14 protein-coding genes are annotated in these 15,242 nt (G+C 67.5%); 5 read left to right on the forward strand and 9 right to left on the reverse strand.

Translation table 11 applies throughout. From position 1 onward, the window contains the following. Positions 1-12 precede the first annotated feature (12 nt). Positions 13-345, reverse strand: a complete 333-nt coding sequence (cyaY, locus tag AC3A6J_RS22335; RefSeq protein ID WP_487862189.1) for an iron donor protein CyaY — start codon at positions 343-345, stop codon at positions 13-15. Between the two features lie 12 nt (positions 346-357). Between cyaY and lptM the strand changes: the two genes are divergently transcribed. Both lptM and lysA read left to right on the forward strand, forming a co-directional pair. After that, complete coding sequence (lptM, locus tag AC3A6J_RS22340) at positions 358-612, forward strand: LPS translocon maturation chaperone LptM (protein WP_487862190.1); 255 nt, start codon at positions 358-360, stop codon at positions 610-612. Next, entirely contained in the window at positions 609-1,892 is a 1,284-nt protein-coding gene (lysA, locus tag AC3A6J_RS22345; RefSeq protein WP_487862191.1) for a diaminopimelate decarboxylase, read from the forward strand. Before lptM ends, lysA begins: the two co-directional genes overlap by 4 nt. Before the next feature lie 14 nt (positions 1,893-1,906). On the opposite strand, the gene AC3A6J_RS22350 is transcribed toward lysA, so the two are convergent. From AC3A6J_RS22350 to AC3A6J_RS22370, 5 genes are all read right to left on the reverse strand, one after another. Continuing rightward, complete coding sequence (locus tag AC3A6J_RS22350) at positions 1,907-2,566, reverse strand: protein-methionine-sulfoxide reductase heme-binding subunit MsrQ (protein WP_487862192.1); 660 nt, start codon at positions 2,564-2,566, stop codon at positions 1,907-1,909. 41 nt (positions 2,567-2,607) lie between these two features. Beyond that, positions 2,608-3,627 (reverse strand): protein-methionine-sulfoxide reductase catalytic subunit MsrP, encoded by a 1,020-nt coding sequence (gene msrP / locus AC3A6J_RS22355; protein WP_487862193.1) that lies wholly within the window; start codon positions 3,625-3,627, stop codon positions 2,608-2,610. 117 nt (positions 3,628-3,744) lie between these two features. Continuing rightward, positions 3,745-5,061 carry a c-type cytochrome biogenesis protein CcsB gene (ccsB, locus tag AC3A6J_RS22360; RefSeq protein ID WP_487862194.1) on the reverse strand — a complete coding sequence of 439 codons (1,317 nt, stop codon included), beginning with the start codon at positions 5,059-5,061 and terminating at the stop codon, positions 3,745-3,747. Further along, on the reverse strand, positions 5,058-7,226 hold the full coding sequence (locus AC3A6J_RS22365; protein ID WP_487862195.1) for a cytochrome c biogenesis protein ResB: 2,169 nt from the start codon (positions 7,224-7,226) through the stop codon (positions 5,058-5,060). The genes ccsB and AC3A6J_RS22365 overlap by 4 nt, the downstream gene beginning before the upstream one ends. A gap of 150 nt (positions 7,227-7,376) precedes the next feature. Continuing rightward, on the reverse strand, positions 7,377-8,048 hold the full coding sequence (locus tag AC3A6J_RS22370; protein ID WP_487862196.1) for a c-type cytochrome: 672 nt from the start codon (positions 8,046-8,048) through the stop codon (positions 7,377-7,379). Between the two features lie 70 nt (positions 8,049-8,118). On the opposite strand from AC3A6J_RS22370, the gene yihA reads away from it, so the two are divergent. After that, positions 8,119-8,862: a ribosome biogenesis GTP-binding protein YihA/YsxC gene (gene yihA, locus AC3A6J_RS22375; protein ID WP_487862197.1), complete on the forward strand. Its 744-nt coding sequence runs from the start codon at positions 8,119-8,121 to the stop codon at positions 8,860-8,862. 70 nt (positions 8,863-8,932) lie between these two features. Continuing rightward, positions 8,933-9,844 (forward strand): alpha/beta fold hydrolase, encoded by a 912-nt coding sequence (locus AC3A6J_RS22380; protein WP_487862198.1) that lies wholly within the window; start codon positions 8,933-8,935, stop codon positions 9,842-9,844. Here AC3A6J_RS22380 and AC3A6J_RS22385 read toward each other — a convergent pair. Both AC3A6J_RS22385 and AC3A6J_RS22390 read right to left on the reverse strand, forming a co-directional pair. Beyond that, entirely contained in the window at positions 9,838-10,722 is an 885-nt protein-coding gene (locus tag AC3A6J_RS22385) for an LpxL/LpxP family acyltransferase (RefSeq protein ID WP_487862199.1), read from the reverse strand. The two genes, AC3A6J_RS22380 and AC3A6J_RS22385, sit on opposite strands and share 7 nt — an antisense overlap. Beyond that, the gene (locus tag AC3A6J_RS22390; protein WP_487862200.1) at positions 10,719-11,612 is read right to left on the reverse strand and encodes a lysophospholipid acyltransferase family protein; all 894 of its coding nucleotides are present in this window, start codon (positions 11,610-11,612) and stop codon (positions 10,719-10,721) included. The genes AC3A6J_RS22385 and AC3A6J_RS22390 overlap by 4 nt, the downstream gene beginning before the upstream one ends. 219 nt (positions 11,613-11,831) lie before the next feature. Between AC3A6J_RS22390 and metK the strand changes: the two genes are divergently transcribed. Continuing rightward, positions 11,832-13,016: a methionine adenosyltransferase gene (gene metK, locus AC3A6J_RS22395; protein WP_487862201.1), complete on the forward strand. Its 1,185-nt coding sequence runs from the start codon at positions 11,832-11,834 to the stop codon at positions 13,014-13,016. 31 nt (positions 13,017-13,047) lie between these two features. On the opposite strand, the gene AC3A6J_RS22400 is transcribed toward metK, so the two are convergent. Next, entirely contained in the window at positions 13,048-15,189 is a 2,142-nt protein-coding gene (locus tag AC3A6J_RS22400; protein WP_487862202.1) for a TonB-dependent receptor domain-containing protein, read from the reverse strand. Between the last annotated feature and the right edge of the window lie 53 nt (positions 15,190-15,242).

Raw genomic sequence — 15,242 nt, forward strand, 5'->3', positions numbered from 1 at the left:
CAAAGCGGCGGGTCAGGCGGCCGTGAATTCCAGTGGCTGCCCGGCCTGCAGGCTTGCTTCGCGCGTCAGGTTCGCGAAGAACTCCTCGCCCGTCTTGGTGTCGACCCAGGCGCTACCGTCGTGGCGGTAGTGATAGCCGCCCGAACGCGCGGCGAGCCAGATCTCCTGCAGCGGCTTTTGCAGATTGACGATCAGCTGGCTGCCGTTCCTGAACGAGATCGTGATCATGCCGCCGACCCGCTGGTTGTCGACGTCGGCGTCGGTGGCATCGTTGATGCGATCGCAGCATTGCTCGATGGCGGCGAGCGCGGCTTCGGCGCGGTCCAGGTATTCGGAGTCGGTCATTACAATTTCGTCATGTTGAATGTTCGTCAAATTCTAGTGAGCGCCTCCACCCGTGCTGCGCTCATGGTCGCCGGCCTCGCGGCTGCCGCCGCGGTCCTGTCGGCTTGCGGGCAGCGTGGACCGCTGTTCCTGCCGACCGATCCGGCGGCCGCACAGCGCGCCACCTTGCCGCAACTGCTGATCCCCGGCGGCGCGCCCGGCGCCGAGACGGCGCCTGCACCCGCTGCGCGAAGCAGTGCGCCAGTCGGCAATGGAGCGACGCGATGACGGCAAGCACCCCGCTCCCCGGCCATCCGCACATCGCCGACCAGGGCGGCGCGCTCCATGTCGAAGGCCTGAGCCTCGACGCGCTGGCCCGCGAACACGGAACCCCGCTCTTCGTCTATTCGAAGCAATGGATGCTCGACGCGCTGGCCGCCTACCAGCGCGGCTTCGAAGGGCGCGATGCGCTGATCTGCTATGCGATGAAGGCGAACGCGTCGCTCGGCGTGCTGCGCGTCTTCGCCGAGGCGGGCTGCGGCTTCGATATCGTCTCGGGCGGTGAACTGGCGCGCGTGCTGGCGGTGGGCGCCGATCCCGCGAAGATCATCTTTTCGGGGGTCGGCAAGACCCGCGCCGAAATGCGCCAGGCCCTCACGGCCGGCATCGCCTGCTTCAACGTCGAGAGCGAGGCAGAGCTCGACGTGCTCAACGAGGTGGCGCTGGCCGAGACCAAGCGCGCACCGATCAGCATCCGAATCAATCCCAACGTCGATCCGAAAACGCACCCGTACATCTCGACCGGGCTCAAGGGCAACAAGTTCGGCATCGCACACGACCGCGCGGTCGAGGCCTACCGGCATGCCGCAGGGCTGCCCGGCATCGAGGTGGTCGGCATCGACTGCCACATCGGCTCGCAGATCACCGAGGCGTCGCCGTATCTGGACGCCTGCGACCGGGTGCTCGACCTGGTCGAAGCCATCGAGGCAGCCGGCGTGCCGGTCCATCACCTCGACTTCGGCGGCGGCCTGGGCATCGACTACAACGGCGAAGTCCCTCCCAAGGCCGATGCACTCTGGCAGCAGCTGCTCGCCAAGCTCGATGCGCGCGGCTTCGGCCAGCGCAAGCTGGTCATCGAGCCGGGCCGCTCGCTCGTCGGCAATGCAGGCGTCTGCGTGACCGAGGTGCTCTACATCAAACCGGGGCAGGAAAAGAACTTTTGCATCGTCGATGCCGCCATGAACGACCTGCCGCGGCCCGCGATGTACCAGGCGTTCCAGAGGATCGTGCCGCTGCGCCCGCGCGCCGGCGACGGCACGACCTACGACGTGGTCGGCCCGGTGTGTGAGAGCGGCGACTGGATCGGCCGCGACCGGGCACTCAACGTGGTGGCCGGCGACCGGCTGGCCGTGTTGTCCGCAGGCGCCTACTGCATGAGCATGGCCAGCAACTACAACACCCGCGGCCGGGCGGCCGAAGTGCTGGTGAGCGGCCAGGAGGCGCGGCTCATACGCCGCCGCGAAACGGTGGAAGACCAGCTGCGCACCGAGCAGCAGATCGACGGCTGAGCGGCCGGCACGGGTCAGCCGGGGCTGCTGCCGCGCAGCGGCTTCTCGCCACCGCTCGCCGCGGTGGGCTTCGGCTTGCGCTTGCCCAACGCGTGCCACACTCGCCAGCCCAGCAGCACCGCGATGATGCCCGCGTAGACGAACACCTCGGCGAAATCGTTCTTGCCGGCCCGCATCCAGAAGAAGTGCAGCAGGCCGAGGCCGGCGATCAAGTAGACCAGCTTGTGCAGCATCTGCCAGCGCTTCGCGCCCATGGCCTTGATGGCGCGGTTGAACGAGGTCGCGGCCAGCGGCGTCAACAGCACGAAGGCCGAGAACCCCACGAGGATGAACGGCCGCTTGATGATGTCGCTTGCGATCTCGCCCCAGTCGAAGCCCTTATCGAACAGGCTGTAGCACAGCAGGTGCAGCACGACGTAGAAGTACGCGTACAGCCCGAGCATGCGGCGAAAGCGCGCCAGCGCATTGAGCTTGGCCATCACCCGCAGCGGCGTCACCGCAAGCACGATGCAGAGAAAACGCAGCGTCCAGTCGCCCGTGGCGCGGATCAGGAACTCCTGGGGATTGGCCCCCAGCTGGTCGACCACCACGCCATAGACCAGCCAGGCGAATGGCAGCAGGCACAGAAGGAAGACGAGCGGCTTGGCCGCCGGGTGCATGAGCAGCTTGTTCATGGGGCGATGCGCGCCGGGCCCGGAGGCCGGCACAGGCTCATTCAGAAGTTCTTCTTCAGGTCCATGCCGGCGTAAAGCTGCCCGACCTGGGCCTCGTAGCCGTTGAACATGAGCGTCTTGTGGCGCTTGGCAAACAACCCGCCCAGCCCGCCGCCCTCGCCGATCCGGCGCTCGGTGGCCTGGCTCCAGCGCGGATGGTCGACGTTCGGATTGACGTTGGAATAGAAGCCGTATTCGTTGGCCGCGGCCTTGTTCCACGCCGTGCTCGGTTCCTTTTCGACGAAGCGGATCTTCACGATCGACTTGGCCGACTTGAAGCCGTACTTCCAGGGCACCACGAGGCGCACAGGCGCGCCGTTCTGGTTCGGCAGCACCTCGCCGTACATGCCGAAGGCCAGCAGCGTGAGCGGATGCATGGCCTCGTCCATGCGCAAGCCCTCGACGTAGGGCCAGTCGAGCACGCGCGAGCCGACGAAGGGCATGGTCTTCGGGTCGGCGAGCGTCACGAACTCGACGAACTTCGCATTGCCCTGCGGCTCGACGCGCTTGATGAGTTCGGCCAGCGAGTAGCCCACCCAGGGAATGACCATCGACCAGCCCTCGACGCAGCGCAGGCGGTAGATGCGTTCTTCCTGTGCGCTGAGCTTGAGCAGGTCTTCGATGCCGTACTTGCCGGGCTTCTTGACCAGGCCCTCGACCTCCACGGTCCAGGGGCGCGTCTTGAGGGTGCCGGCATTCTTGACCGGATCACCCTTGTCGGTGCCGAACTCGTAGAAGTTGTTGTAGCTCGCCGCGTCCTTGTAGTCGGTGAGCTTTTCCATCGTCTGCGCGCCGGCCACGGCCGACTTGGCGCCGGGCAGGAGCGCGAGCTTGTGCGGCCCCGTGCCCTGGGCAAAGGCCTCGCGGCCCGCGAAACTCGCGAGCGCAGCACCTGCGGCACCGCCGGCCATGAGCTTCAGCAGGTCGCGCCGGCGCTCGTAGACTTCGCGCGGCGTGATTTCGCTCGCAACCGGGTGGATGAAACCGCTGCTGCGACCCTGCGGGCGGGAATGGAACGTCATGGTGGTGGCCTTTCGCGTGAATCGTTTGCTCGGGGTAGTTCGCGACTTCCCCTGATCCGGTTACGCGCTTTTGGCGCGCGCGGTTTCATTCTTCGCTAAAAAGCCGCCGTCTGCCCGTCAAAGGGTGCCGTAGCTGTGCAACCCGCTCAGGAACATGTTCACGCCGAGGAAGGCGAAGGTGGTCACGGCCAGCCCTGCCAGGGCCCACCATGCGGCCACGGTGCCGCGCAGGCCCTTGACGAGCCGCATGTGCAACCAGGCGGCGTAGTTGAGCCAGACGATCAGGGCCCAGGTTTCCTTCGGATCCCAGCTCCAGTAGCCGCCCCAGGCATCGGCCGCCCACAGTGCACCGAGCACCGTGGCAATGGTGAAGAAGGCGAAGCCGACCGTGATCGACTTGTACATCACGTCGTCGAGCACCTCGTTGGCAGGCAGCCGCGCGGCAATGCGCTTGCGGCCGAACAGGATGCCCGCGGCGATGAGTGCGGAGATGGCCGCATAGACCACCCAGTAGCTACCGCCGGCTTCCTGTGCGCGCTGGCGGAAGGCCACGGGCACGAAGCACAGCGCCATGCCCAATAGCCAGATCGGCGTGAGCTTGTACCAGCGTGTCTCGTTCGCCTGCTCCTTGACGAGGTAGGCGAAGGCCACCATGGCCGCGAGCGCGAAGGTACCGTAGCCGATGAAGTTGGCGGGCACGTGCACTTTCATCCACCAGCTCTGCAGCGCGGGCACCAGCGGCTGGATCTCGTGGGCTTCGCGCACCAGCGTGTACCAGAGCAGGAAGCCGACGGCGGCACTCACGACCAGCATGACGAAGGCGCCGAGCGACCGTGTGCGGTAGCGCTCTTCGTAGTACAGGTAGAACGCGGTCGTGAGCCAGCAGAACAGCACGAACACCTCGTACAGGTTGCTCACCGGGATGTGGCCGATGTCGGGCCCGATCTGGTGGCTTTCGTACCAGCGCACCATGGTGCCGATGAGCGCCATCGTGACGGCGGCCCAGGCCAGCCGCGATGCGATGGCTTCGAACGCATCGCCCTGCTTGCCGCCGAACAGGCCCAGCCAGTAGAACAGCGTGCTCATGAAGAACAGCACGCTCATCCAGAGGATGGCCGACTGGCTCGACAGGAAGTACTTGAGCCAGAACACCGTCTCGGCGCGCGCGAGGTCGCCCTGGTAGGACACGATGGCCAGCAGCGAGGCCGCCGCGACCACGATCGCCAGCACGCGCAGCGGCCGCCAGAACCAGCAGATGGCGATGATGGAAATCATCGCGCCCACGAGGATGGGCTTCTCGTAGTTGTCCATCGCGCTGGCGTATTGCGTCAATGCGAACAGGCCGCCGGCGATGACCAGCGCCGCGAACAACCAGTCGAACAGGCTGCGGCGCGAGAGCCAGCTTTCGTGGAGCGTGAGGGTGGTGGTGTTCATGGTGAGGCCGGCTCTTCTTTTTTCAGGGCGAGCAACTTGTGCTTGAGGTGCTCGAACTCGCGATCACTGTCGATGGTCTTGCGGTTGACCGAGAACGCCATGGTCGCGGCGGTCGCAGCGGTGTCTCCGGCGCCCTCGCCGGGCGTCAGCCACACCCAGAGACGGCGCTCGCGCACGTACAGCATGGCAAAAATCCCGATGATCAGCAACAGACAGCCCAGATAGACCACGTTCTTGCCGGGCGCGCGCGCCACCTGGAAGACGCTTGCCTGCACCTGGGTGAAGTCGGTCATCAGCATCGCGACCGGTGCCGGATAGAAATGGGCGTCGCTGATGGCCAGCACCGCCTGCGTCAGGAAGGCCTGCGACTTCGGTTCGCTCGGCAATGCCGCCAGCCCCGCGCCCTCGCGGCTCAGGTTGAGCACCTCGAACAGCACGTCGTTGAGGATGCGCACCAGCACTGTGCCGGCGCGCTCGCGCTCGGCCTCGGGCACGTTGGCCTCCATGAATTCGGCAATCGCCTGCCAGCCGCCACGCGTGCTCGCGTCGGCCTTGGCGCGTTCGCTGCCGGCAAACAGGGCCAGCGCCCGCGCCGCCGAGACGCGCAGTTGCTCGGCCATTTCGGGCCGCTTCGGATCGGCCGCCTTGGCGATGTAGCGCTCGACCGCGCGGGCGCGGGTGTCGGCGTCGGCCAGCGCGGTGCGCATGCGCACGAAGCCGTCCATCGCGCCCTCTTCGTCGGCCGGCACGCGCAGGTAACGGAAAGGCTCCTCGGGCTTCTCGCGCATGCCGAGCAGGAACACCGGCTGGCCGTCGCCCGTGTCGACCGGCACCATGTAGTTCTGGTACTCGCGCGCCTGGCCCGCGGCATCGCGCAGCTTGTAGCCGATGCTCGGGCCGATGTTGCGCAGCACTTTCGGCTTGTTGGTCTTGTTGGCCGCACCGAAGCGCGACTCGATGTCGTGGCGCAGGTCGACCTTGCGCACGTCGGCGCCGCTGCTCATGGCGCCGCCGTCCGCGAAATTTTCGACGTTGATCACGCGCAGCGCCGCGTATTCGAGCGTGAGCTTCTCGGTGCCGTTGGTGATCTCGGTGCTCGGGCCGCCGATCACGCCCTCGACCTCGAAAGGCTTGGCCGCGGCGGCCATCGGCACGGCCTTGAGCTTCACGCGCGAGCCCCCGTCGTCGAAGCTCGACTGGTAGATCTCCACGCCCTTGTAGCTCGCGGGATGGTTGACCTCGATGCGCGCCGGCACCTGCGCGCCGGTTTCACGGTCGTGCAGCACCACCTCGCTCGCGAACAGCTTGGGCATGCCGGTCGAGTAGTAGTCGACGATGAATTTCTTGAGCTCGATCGAGAACGGCAGCTCCTGCAGCAGCACACCGTCGGACTGTTGCAGGATGGCCACGCTGCCCTGCCCGCCCTCTGGCACCAGGATGTTGCCGCGGAAGGTGGGGTTGCGCGGCGAGAGCCGGTGTTGCGCCGGCACGTCGGCGATCATGCCGCCGCCGGTGAACACGCTCTTGCCGTTGAACCAGGTCTGGGCGCGCACCACGAGGTCGCCGTCGAGCAGGCCGCCGATGCAGACCAGCACGATCGCGCTGTGGGCCGCGATGTAGCCGAGCTTGTGGGCGCCGCCCGCGCGCGCGGCCACCATCCAGCCGGCGCCGGTTTGCCCGTCGGCACCGTCGCGCTGCTGCAACTTGACCTTCCAGCCACCGCTCACCAGCAGCTGGCCGATGCGGTTGGCAGCGGCCGCGGGCGCCTCGTCGAGCCGGCTCTCGGCACGCTGGCCGAAAGCCTTGAGGCTCTGCGCGCGGATGTCTTCCTTGAAGGTCTTGAGGTCCACCAGGATGCGCGGCGTGTTGCGCGCAATGCACAGCGAGGTGCTGACCACCAGGAACAACAGGATCAGCAGGAACCACCAGGCGCTGTACACCGAATCGAGCTTGGCCGCGCGGAACAGCTCGGCCCAGAAGGGCCCGAACTGGTTGATGTAGTTGTTGATGGGCTCGTGCTGCTTGAGCACGGTGCCGATGATCGATGCGATGCAGATGACCGTGAGCAGCGCGATCGCGAAGCGCATCGAGGACAGCAGTTCCACCGCAGCGCGAAGCACTTGCGGGCCGCGATGGACGCGAAGGCCGTGGGTGGAGACAGACATCGGGCAGCGAACGTGAAAAGAAGAAGAAAAGGGCAGGAAAGCGGGAAAAACAAAAGGGCGGGCCATCCAGCTGGATCGGCCCGCCCTCTGTTTGGGATTTTTATCGGCGGTTAGTTCAAGCGGTGCATGCGCCCTGAGCGCAGCGGTGCGTCAACGCAGGCCGGCGATGTAATCGGCCACGGCCTTGATCTCGCGGTCGTTCAGCTTGGCCGCGACGTCGCTCATCGGGATGCTGTTGAGGCGAACCTTGTCGCGGAACGCCACCAGCTGCGCCGCGGTGTAGTCGGCATGCTGGCCGCCCAGGCGCGGGTACTGCGCGGGCATGCCGGCGCCGTTGGGGCTGTGGCAGCCGGCGCAGGCCGGGATCTGGCGATCGGCAATGCCGCCGCGGTAGATCCGCTCGCCGAGCGCCACCAGGTCCTTCTCCTTGGAGAAGCCGGTCTTGATCTGCTTGGAACCGACGAACCAGGCGATGTCGCGCATGTCCTGGTCGGAAAGCTTCGCGGCCAGCGGCTGCATGATCGGGCTCTTGCGCTTGCCGGACTTGAATTCCTGCAGTTGCTTGAGGATGTATTCGGGATGCTGTTGCGCCAGCTTCGGGTTCGCCGGGATGGCCGAGTTGCCGTCCGCGTTGTGGCACGACGCGCAACTCTGGCTGTTTGCCGACGATGCGTTGAACAGCGTATCGCCCTTTGCGGGGTCGGGCTTGGCTGGCTTGGCGGCCGCCGCTGCAGGGGCAGTTGCAGGCTCTTCGGCTGCAAAACTCGCGCTGGCTGCAACGCCCATGAGGGCTGCAAGCAGAAAATTGGCAAACAACTTCATATCGGGGGCTCGATTTATTGGCGCAAAACCCCGCGATTCTACAATGGCGGCTCGTACCGAAAGCCTATTGATGACCAGCCCGTCGCGCAAGCACGCCGCCCCCCCTTCCCGCGCGACCCCGGCCGTGGACCCTGTCGTCGCCGAGCGCGAGCGCATTGCGCTCGGCTGGCTGCACACCGCCCACTTCCTGACCAGCGCGCCGCAGCTCGAGCATCTGCCGCCGATCGAGCTGCCCGAGATCGCCTTCGTCGGCCGCTCGAATGCAGGCAAGTCGACCGCCATCAACACCCTGACGCAGCAGACGCGACTGGCTTTTGCCTCCAAGACGCCGGGCCGCACGCAGCACATCAACCTGTTCGGCGTCGGCAAGCAGAAGGCGGACGACGCCGTGCTGGCCGACCTGCCGGGCTACGGCTATGCCGCGGTGCCCAAGGAGGCCAAGCTGCGCTGGCAGCGGGTCATGGGCAACTACCTGATCACGCGAGAGAACCTGCGCGGCGTGGTGCTGATGTGCGACCCGCGCCAGGGCCTCACCGAGCTCGACGAGATCCTGCTGGACGTGATCCGCCCGCGCGTGCAGCAGGGGCTCAAGTTCCTCGTGCTGCTGACCAAGGCCGACAAGCTCACGCGCAGCGAGGGCGCCAAGGTGCTGTCCATCACGCGACTGCAGGCCGGCGGCGGCGAGGTCAAACTGTTCTCCGCGCTCAAGAAACAGGGCGTCGGCGAAGCCGCCGAGCTGCTGTGGCGCTGGGCGCATCCGACCGAAGAGACGACGCAGGCAATGCCGCCGCCCGAGACCACCGACGGCCCGTAGCGAATCCGCCGCGGCCCGGCTCTCCAGGCGTGCAGCTATCGAAACCATAGCAAAGAGAGGCCAGGCCACCATGATCGAGACCTTCCAGCGCCAACTGCCGAACGGCACCACCCTGAGCTGCCGCGCGGCCGGCACACCGGGGCGGCCGTTGATGATGTTCCTGCACGGCTTCCCCGAGGCCGCGTTCATCTGGGACGAACTGCTCGCGCATTTCGCCGACGCGGCGCACGGCGGCTATCGCTGCGTCGCGCCGAACCTGCGCGGCTTCGAACGATCGAGCGCTCCCGCCGACGTGGCCCAGTACAAGGCCCATCTGCTGATCCAGGACATCCAGCAGCTCGTCGCCACCGAAAACCCGGCCGGCACGCTGGCCGCATTGGTGGCCCACGACTGGGGCGGCGCCTTCGGCTGGGGCTATGCCAACGCGTTCCCTGGGCAGGTCGAGCGGCTGGTCATCGTCAATTCGCCGCACCCGGGCACCTTCGCGCGCGAGCTGCGCGACAACCCGGCGCAGCAGCAAGCCAGCGCCTACATGAACTTCCTCGCGCGGCCCGACGCCGAGACGCTGCTCGCCGAAGACGACTACCGGCGCATGTGGCCTTTTTTCACGATGATGAAAGCGGGCCCCGATGGCCACGGCTGGCTGACCGACGAAGTGAAGCAGCAGTACCGCGAGGTCTGGAACGCAGGCCTGACGGGCGGCTGCAATCTCTACCGCGTGACGCCGCTGAAGCCACCTCCGCCGGGCCAGAGCGCCGACAGCATCCCGGTGCCACCGCGCGAGCGCCTCACGGTGAACGTGCCGACACTGGTGCTCTGGGCACTCGACGACGTGGCGCTGCTGCCGGGACTGCTCGAGGGCCTCGACGACTACCTGCCCAACCTCGTCGTGAAGAAGGTGCCCGGCGCCACCCACTGGATCGTGCACGAACAACCCGGGCTGGTCGCCGGCGAGATCGAGGCGTTCGTGCGCCGTCAGTAGATCGGCGCTTCTCCGTCGGGCCGGGTCTTGAAGCGCCGGTGTACCCAGTAGTACTGCGCGGGCATCGCATCGATGTAGCCCTGCAGCCGCAGGTTCATCAGCGTCGTGTCGGCGGCCACGTCGTCGGTCGGAAAGTTCTGCCAGGCCGGCAGCACCTCGACCTCGTAGCCCTCGCGCGTGAGCTTCGAGACGATCGGCACCACCTTCGCCTTGCCCAGCCGCGCAAAGCGCGACAGCGACGGCACGGTGGCGGCCTGCACGCCGTAGAACGGCACGAAGATCGTCTGGTCGCGGCCGAAATCCATGTCGGGCAACAGGTAGAGCAAGCCGCCCTTGCGCAGCCCCGCGAGCACCGGCTTGATGCCGTCGACGCGGTTGAGCGCGGCCACGTTGCCGAAGCGCGTGCGACCCTGGCGAATCCATTCGTCGACCATCGGATCGCGCTGGGTCGTGTAGATGGTGGCCGAGGGTCGCTCGGTGTGCCTGGTCAGCGCGGTGGCTGCGGCATCGAGGCCGTAGAAGTGCGGCGCGAACAGGATCATTGGCGCCTCGCCGTCGGCGATCTCGCGGATCTCGGGCACCGAGCCCACCACCTTGAGGCGGCTTGCCACCACGCGCTCGGGCGCATGCCAGAGCCAGCTGCGGTCGAGCCAGGACTGCGCCACGTACACGAAGGTCTGGCGCGCGATGGCACGGCGCTCGGCCTCGGACTTGTGCGGAAAGCAGACCGCCAGATTGCGGTCGACCACGCGCCGGCGCGGCACGGCGAGCGTGTGCAGCACGCGCCCGAGCACAGCGCCGACACCGCGCACGAGCGGCAGGGGCAAGGGCGCGATCGCGCGCATGAAACCGATGCCGAGTCGCGAACCAAGGCTCATGGCGCCTCCCCCGCGGCCGCGGCCGCCACACGCTCGGCCCGCGGCTCCTTGTAGCGCGCGTAGTCCCACACATACTGGCCCGGCAGGCTGCGGATCAGCCTGCCGATGGCATCGTTCATGGCGGTGGCGGCCTCTTCGACGGACGCCTTTGGATCGGTGAGCGCGGTGCCGACGATCGGCTCGAACCGGATCACGTAGCCCGCACCGCGCGGCAGCCGCTCGCACACGCTCAGGAAGCAGGCCGCGCCGGTCTGCTGCGCGAGGCGCGGCAGCAAGGTCATGGTGTAGGCCGGCCGCCCCAGGAACGGCGCCCACACGCCCTGCCCTGCCGGCGGCACCTGGTCGGGCAGGATGCCGGTGTAGCCGCCGCTGCGCAGCGTGCGGATCAGGCCGCGCACGCCCGTGTTGTTGGTCGGCAGCGTCTGCAGCCCGGGGCGGTCGCGCGAGCCGGCGGCGATCAGTTCGGCCATCCACTTCTTGCGCGCCGGACGGAACAGCGCCGTGATCGGCCCGAAGGTGGAAAGAAAGCGCTCGCCGATGGCCTGGCCGCACATCTCCCAGCTGCCGAGGTGCGGCGCCACCAGGATGACGCCCTTCTTCGCGCGCATGGCCGCCTCGAAGGCCTCGACGCCTTCCCATCGCACCACGCGCGACAGCACGGTCTCGCCCTGCGGCCGCAGCCACAGCCAGGGCAGTTCCGACACCATGTGGCCGGCTGCCGCGATCGCCGGCCGGTATTGCGCGGGAGAGATGCTCGCGCTCTCGGCGTTGGCCTTGAAACGGCGCCGGTAGCCGGGCGCACAGAACCAGACCAGCCAGCCCAGCAAGCTGCCGAGGCCATGCATCAGCGGCATCGGCACGCGGGCAAGCAGGCGAAACAGGGTGATCATCAACGGGCGGGAACGGGTGTCAAAAGCGGGACGCGCGCGCATGTTATTGCGCGGCTCGAATACAATCGAAATTGTCGCCGAGTTACGGAACAACTTGCAGGGCGACAAACACAAGCGCGAAGCGATTGTGCCCCGCCGATCACCGGCATCTGCTAAAGCGTTCGCCAGGGCTCCGCAGAGTTGGCAACGCGCCAAGTCACTTCTAGGAGTTTTGTACAAATGGCGAACGACTTTCTCTTCACTTCCGAATCGGTCTCCGAAGGCCATCCCGACAAGGTCGCCGACCAGATCTCGGACGCCATCCTCGACGCGATCTTCGAGCAGGACCCCCGCAGCCGCGTGGCCGCCGAGACCCTGACCAACACCGGTCTCGTGGTGCTCGCCGGCGAGATCACCACCAACGCGCACGTCGACTACATCCAGGTGGCGCGCGACACCATCAAGCGCATCGGCTACGACAACACCGACTACGGCATCGACTACAAGGGCTGCGCCGTGATGGTCTGCTACGACAAGCAGTCCAACGACATCGCCCAGGGCGTGGACCACGCGAGCGACGACCACCTCAACACCGGCGCCGGCGACCAGGGCCTGATGTTCGGCTACGCCTGCGACGAGACGCCCGAGCTGATGCCCGCGCCCATCTACTACGCGCACCGCCTCGTCGAGCGCCAGGCCCAGCTGCGCAAGGATGGCCGCCTGCCCTTCCTGCGCCCCGATGCCAAGAGCCAGGTCACGATGCGCTACGTCGACGGCAAGCCGCACAGCATCGACACCGTGGTGCTCTCCACCCAGCACAGCCCCGACCAAAGCGAAACGCCCACCAAGATGAAGGCTTCGTTCAACGAAGCCATCATCGAGGAGATCATCAAGCCGGTGCTGCCCAAGGAGTGGCTGCAGAACACGCGCTACCTGATCAACCCGACCGGGCGCTTCGTCATCGGCGGCCCCCAGGGCGACTGCGGCCTCACGGGCCGCAAGATCATCGTCGACACCTATGGCGGCGCCTGCCCGCACGGCGGTGGCGCGTTCTCGGGCAAGGACCCGTCGAAGGTCGACCGCTCGGCCGCCTATGCCGCGCGCTACGTGGCCAAGAACGTGGTGGCCGCCGGCCTGGCGCGCCAGTGCCAGATCCAGGTGGCCTACGCGATCGGCGTGGCGCAGCCGATGAACATCACGGTCTACACCGAAGGCACCGGCGTGATCCCCGACGACAAGATCGCCGAGCTCGTGCGCGAGTTCTTCGACCTGCGTCCGAAGGGCATCATCCAGATGCTCGACCTGCTGCGCCCGATCTACCAGAAGACCGCCGCCTATGGCCACTTCGGCCGCGAAGAGCCCGAGTTCACCTGGGAAGCGACCACCCAAGCTGCGGCGCTGCGCGCGGCGGCGGGCCTGAAGTAAACGAGGCGCAACGACGCGATGGTGGGCCCGGTCAGAAGCGGTACGCGCCGTTCAGGCCCACCGTCCAGTTGCGGCCCGGCGCGGGCTCGAAATAGCGCGCATTGCCTTCGTTGACGATGACCGAGCCCGCGTAGCGCCGGTCGAACAGGTTGTCGACGCGCGCGAAAGCGTTGAACTCCCAGCGCTCCCATTTCCTGAGATACCCGGCGTACAGCGCCGCCACCGCATAGCCCGGCGCGCTCGCGCTGTTGGCGTCGTTGGCCTGAATGCGCCCGAGCGCGCGCATCTCGATGCCCGCACGCCAGCCTTCGGGCGGCACCCAGCCCAGCGATGCGAAGAGCGATTGCCGTGCGATCCCGGGAATGCGGTTGCCGGCCGCGACCTGGCTGGCAGCGGTGCAGGGCGATGGCGAGCAGAAGCCGTCGCGGTACTGCGCATCGAGCCAGGTGTAGGCCAGCTGCGTGCGCCAGTGGTTGGTCGTTTCGTGCTGCCAGGCGAGCTCGAAGCCGTCGCGGCGCGTGCGGCCCGCATTCTGGAAGGTGGCACGCCCGCCGCTGTTGGTGTCGGTCACGATCTCGTCGCGCGTGCGCGTCTGGAACAGCGCTGCGGTCAGCAGGCCACCGCCCAGCCGGGCCTTGGCGCCAAGCTCGACGCTGTCGTTGACGGCCGGACGCAATGCGAAGTTGAGCCCGCTGGCGCCGCCGGCGCGGTACGAGAGTTCGTTCAGCGTCGGCGTCTCGAAGCCGCGCCCGATCGATCCGTACAGCGCAAGGTCGGGCGTGGCCTCGAAGCGCAACGAGGCCGCCGGCAGTGTCTTGGCATGGCGTGCACTGCCACTGTCGTCGCGGTTGGGCCCGAGGATGTAGCGGTCGCGCGAATCGAAGTGCACGCTGCTGCGGCGCACGCCGGCTTCGAGCGTCCATCGTTCGGCCAGCTGCCACGTCGCCTGCGCATACGGGTCGAGGTTCCAGACCTCGTTGCGCTCGTTGCGCCGCAGCCGGCCCTGCACGCCGAGCAGTGCCGACGAGGCGGGCCCCAGGTAGTTCTCGTGGCCGCGCCGCGATTCGCGCAGGCTGTCGTAGCCCAGGCCCGCCACCACGTCGAAGGGCCGTCCAGCCACGGTCCAGGCGGCGCTCCAGCGCAGGTCGATGCCGCTGTACTGCCGCGAAAGGTCGATGACGCCGCCCGCATGCTGCGGGCTCTGCTGCGCGGAGGGCGGGATCGACTGGTACTGCACGGTCTTGCGCTCGCCGCCGTAGACCATCAGCCGCAATCCCTGCGTCGCATCGATGCGGCGTTCGTACAACAGGCCGAGCTGGGTCTGCTCGACCGTCTTGCGCGTGTCGTACTGCATGGCGAGCGGCGCACCGCGCGGCGCGAGCGCGTACTGGCTCGCGGTCAGGCCCAGCGGGTCCTGCGCATCGATGCGCATGCTGTTGACCACCAGCGTCAGGCGGTCGCCGTTGTCGAGCGCGACGCCGAGCTTGCCGTTCACCAGGTCGCGCCGGGCCGCGCTGTGCGCGCGCCATCCCTCGGTGCGGAACCGGCTCGCGTTCAGCAGGTAGTCGACCGCGCCCTGCGATCCGCTGGCCTGCAGCGACTGGCGCCAGGTGCCGAAGCTCCCCCCCGCCGCCGAATAGGCAAGCCTCGGCGCGCCTTCGCCCGATGCGGTGAAGGCCTGCAGCACACCGCCCGACGAGTTGCCGTAGAGCGCCGAAAAGGGTCCGCGCAGGATCTCGATGCGATCGATCGAGCCGATGTCGATGTTGGAGGTCTGCCCCTGCCCGTCGGGCAGCGTCGCCGGAATGCCGTCGACATAGAGCCGCACACCGCGCACGCCGAAGGTCGAGCGCGCGCCGAAGCCGCGGATCGAGAGCTGCAGGTCCTGCGCGTAATTCATGCGGTTCTGCACCTGCAGACCCGGCACGCTCCCGAGGCTCTCGGAGAGATTGACCTGCTGGCGGCTGTCGCGCATATCGGCGCCGTCGATCCGGTCGACCGAGCCCGGCACGCTGAAGGGCGCGACCTCGCCGCGCGGCGTCGACACGGTGACCTCGGGCAACTGGCCGCGGTCGGCCTGCGGCGGCGCTGCCATCTGCGCCTGCGCGATCAGGGGGATGCCGAATAGCAAGACCCGCGTTGTGGCGACACTGGCGGAAAAGGCGGAGTTCATGCGCCGATTCTGCTTCGGCGCGCGCCGCCCGGCCTACTGGCAATCACCCGGTC

This window comes from Variovorax sp. Soil_C_39 (assembly GCF_057656815.1).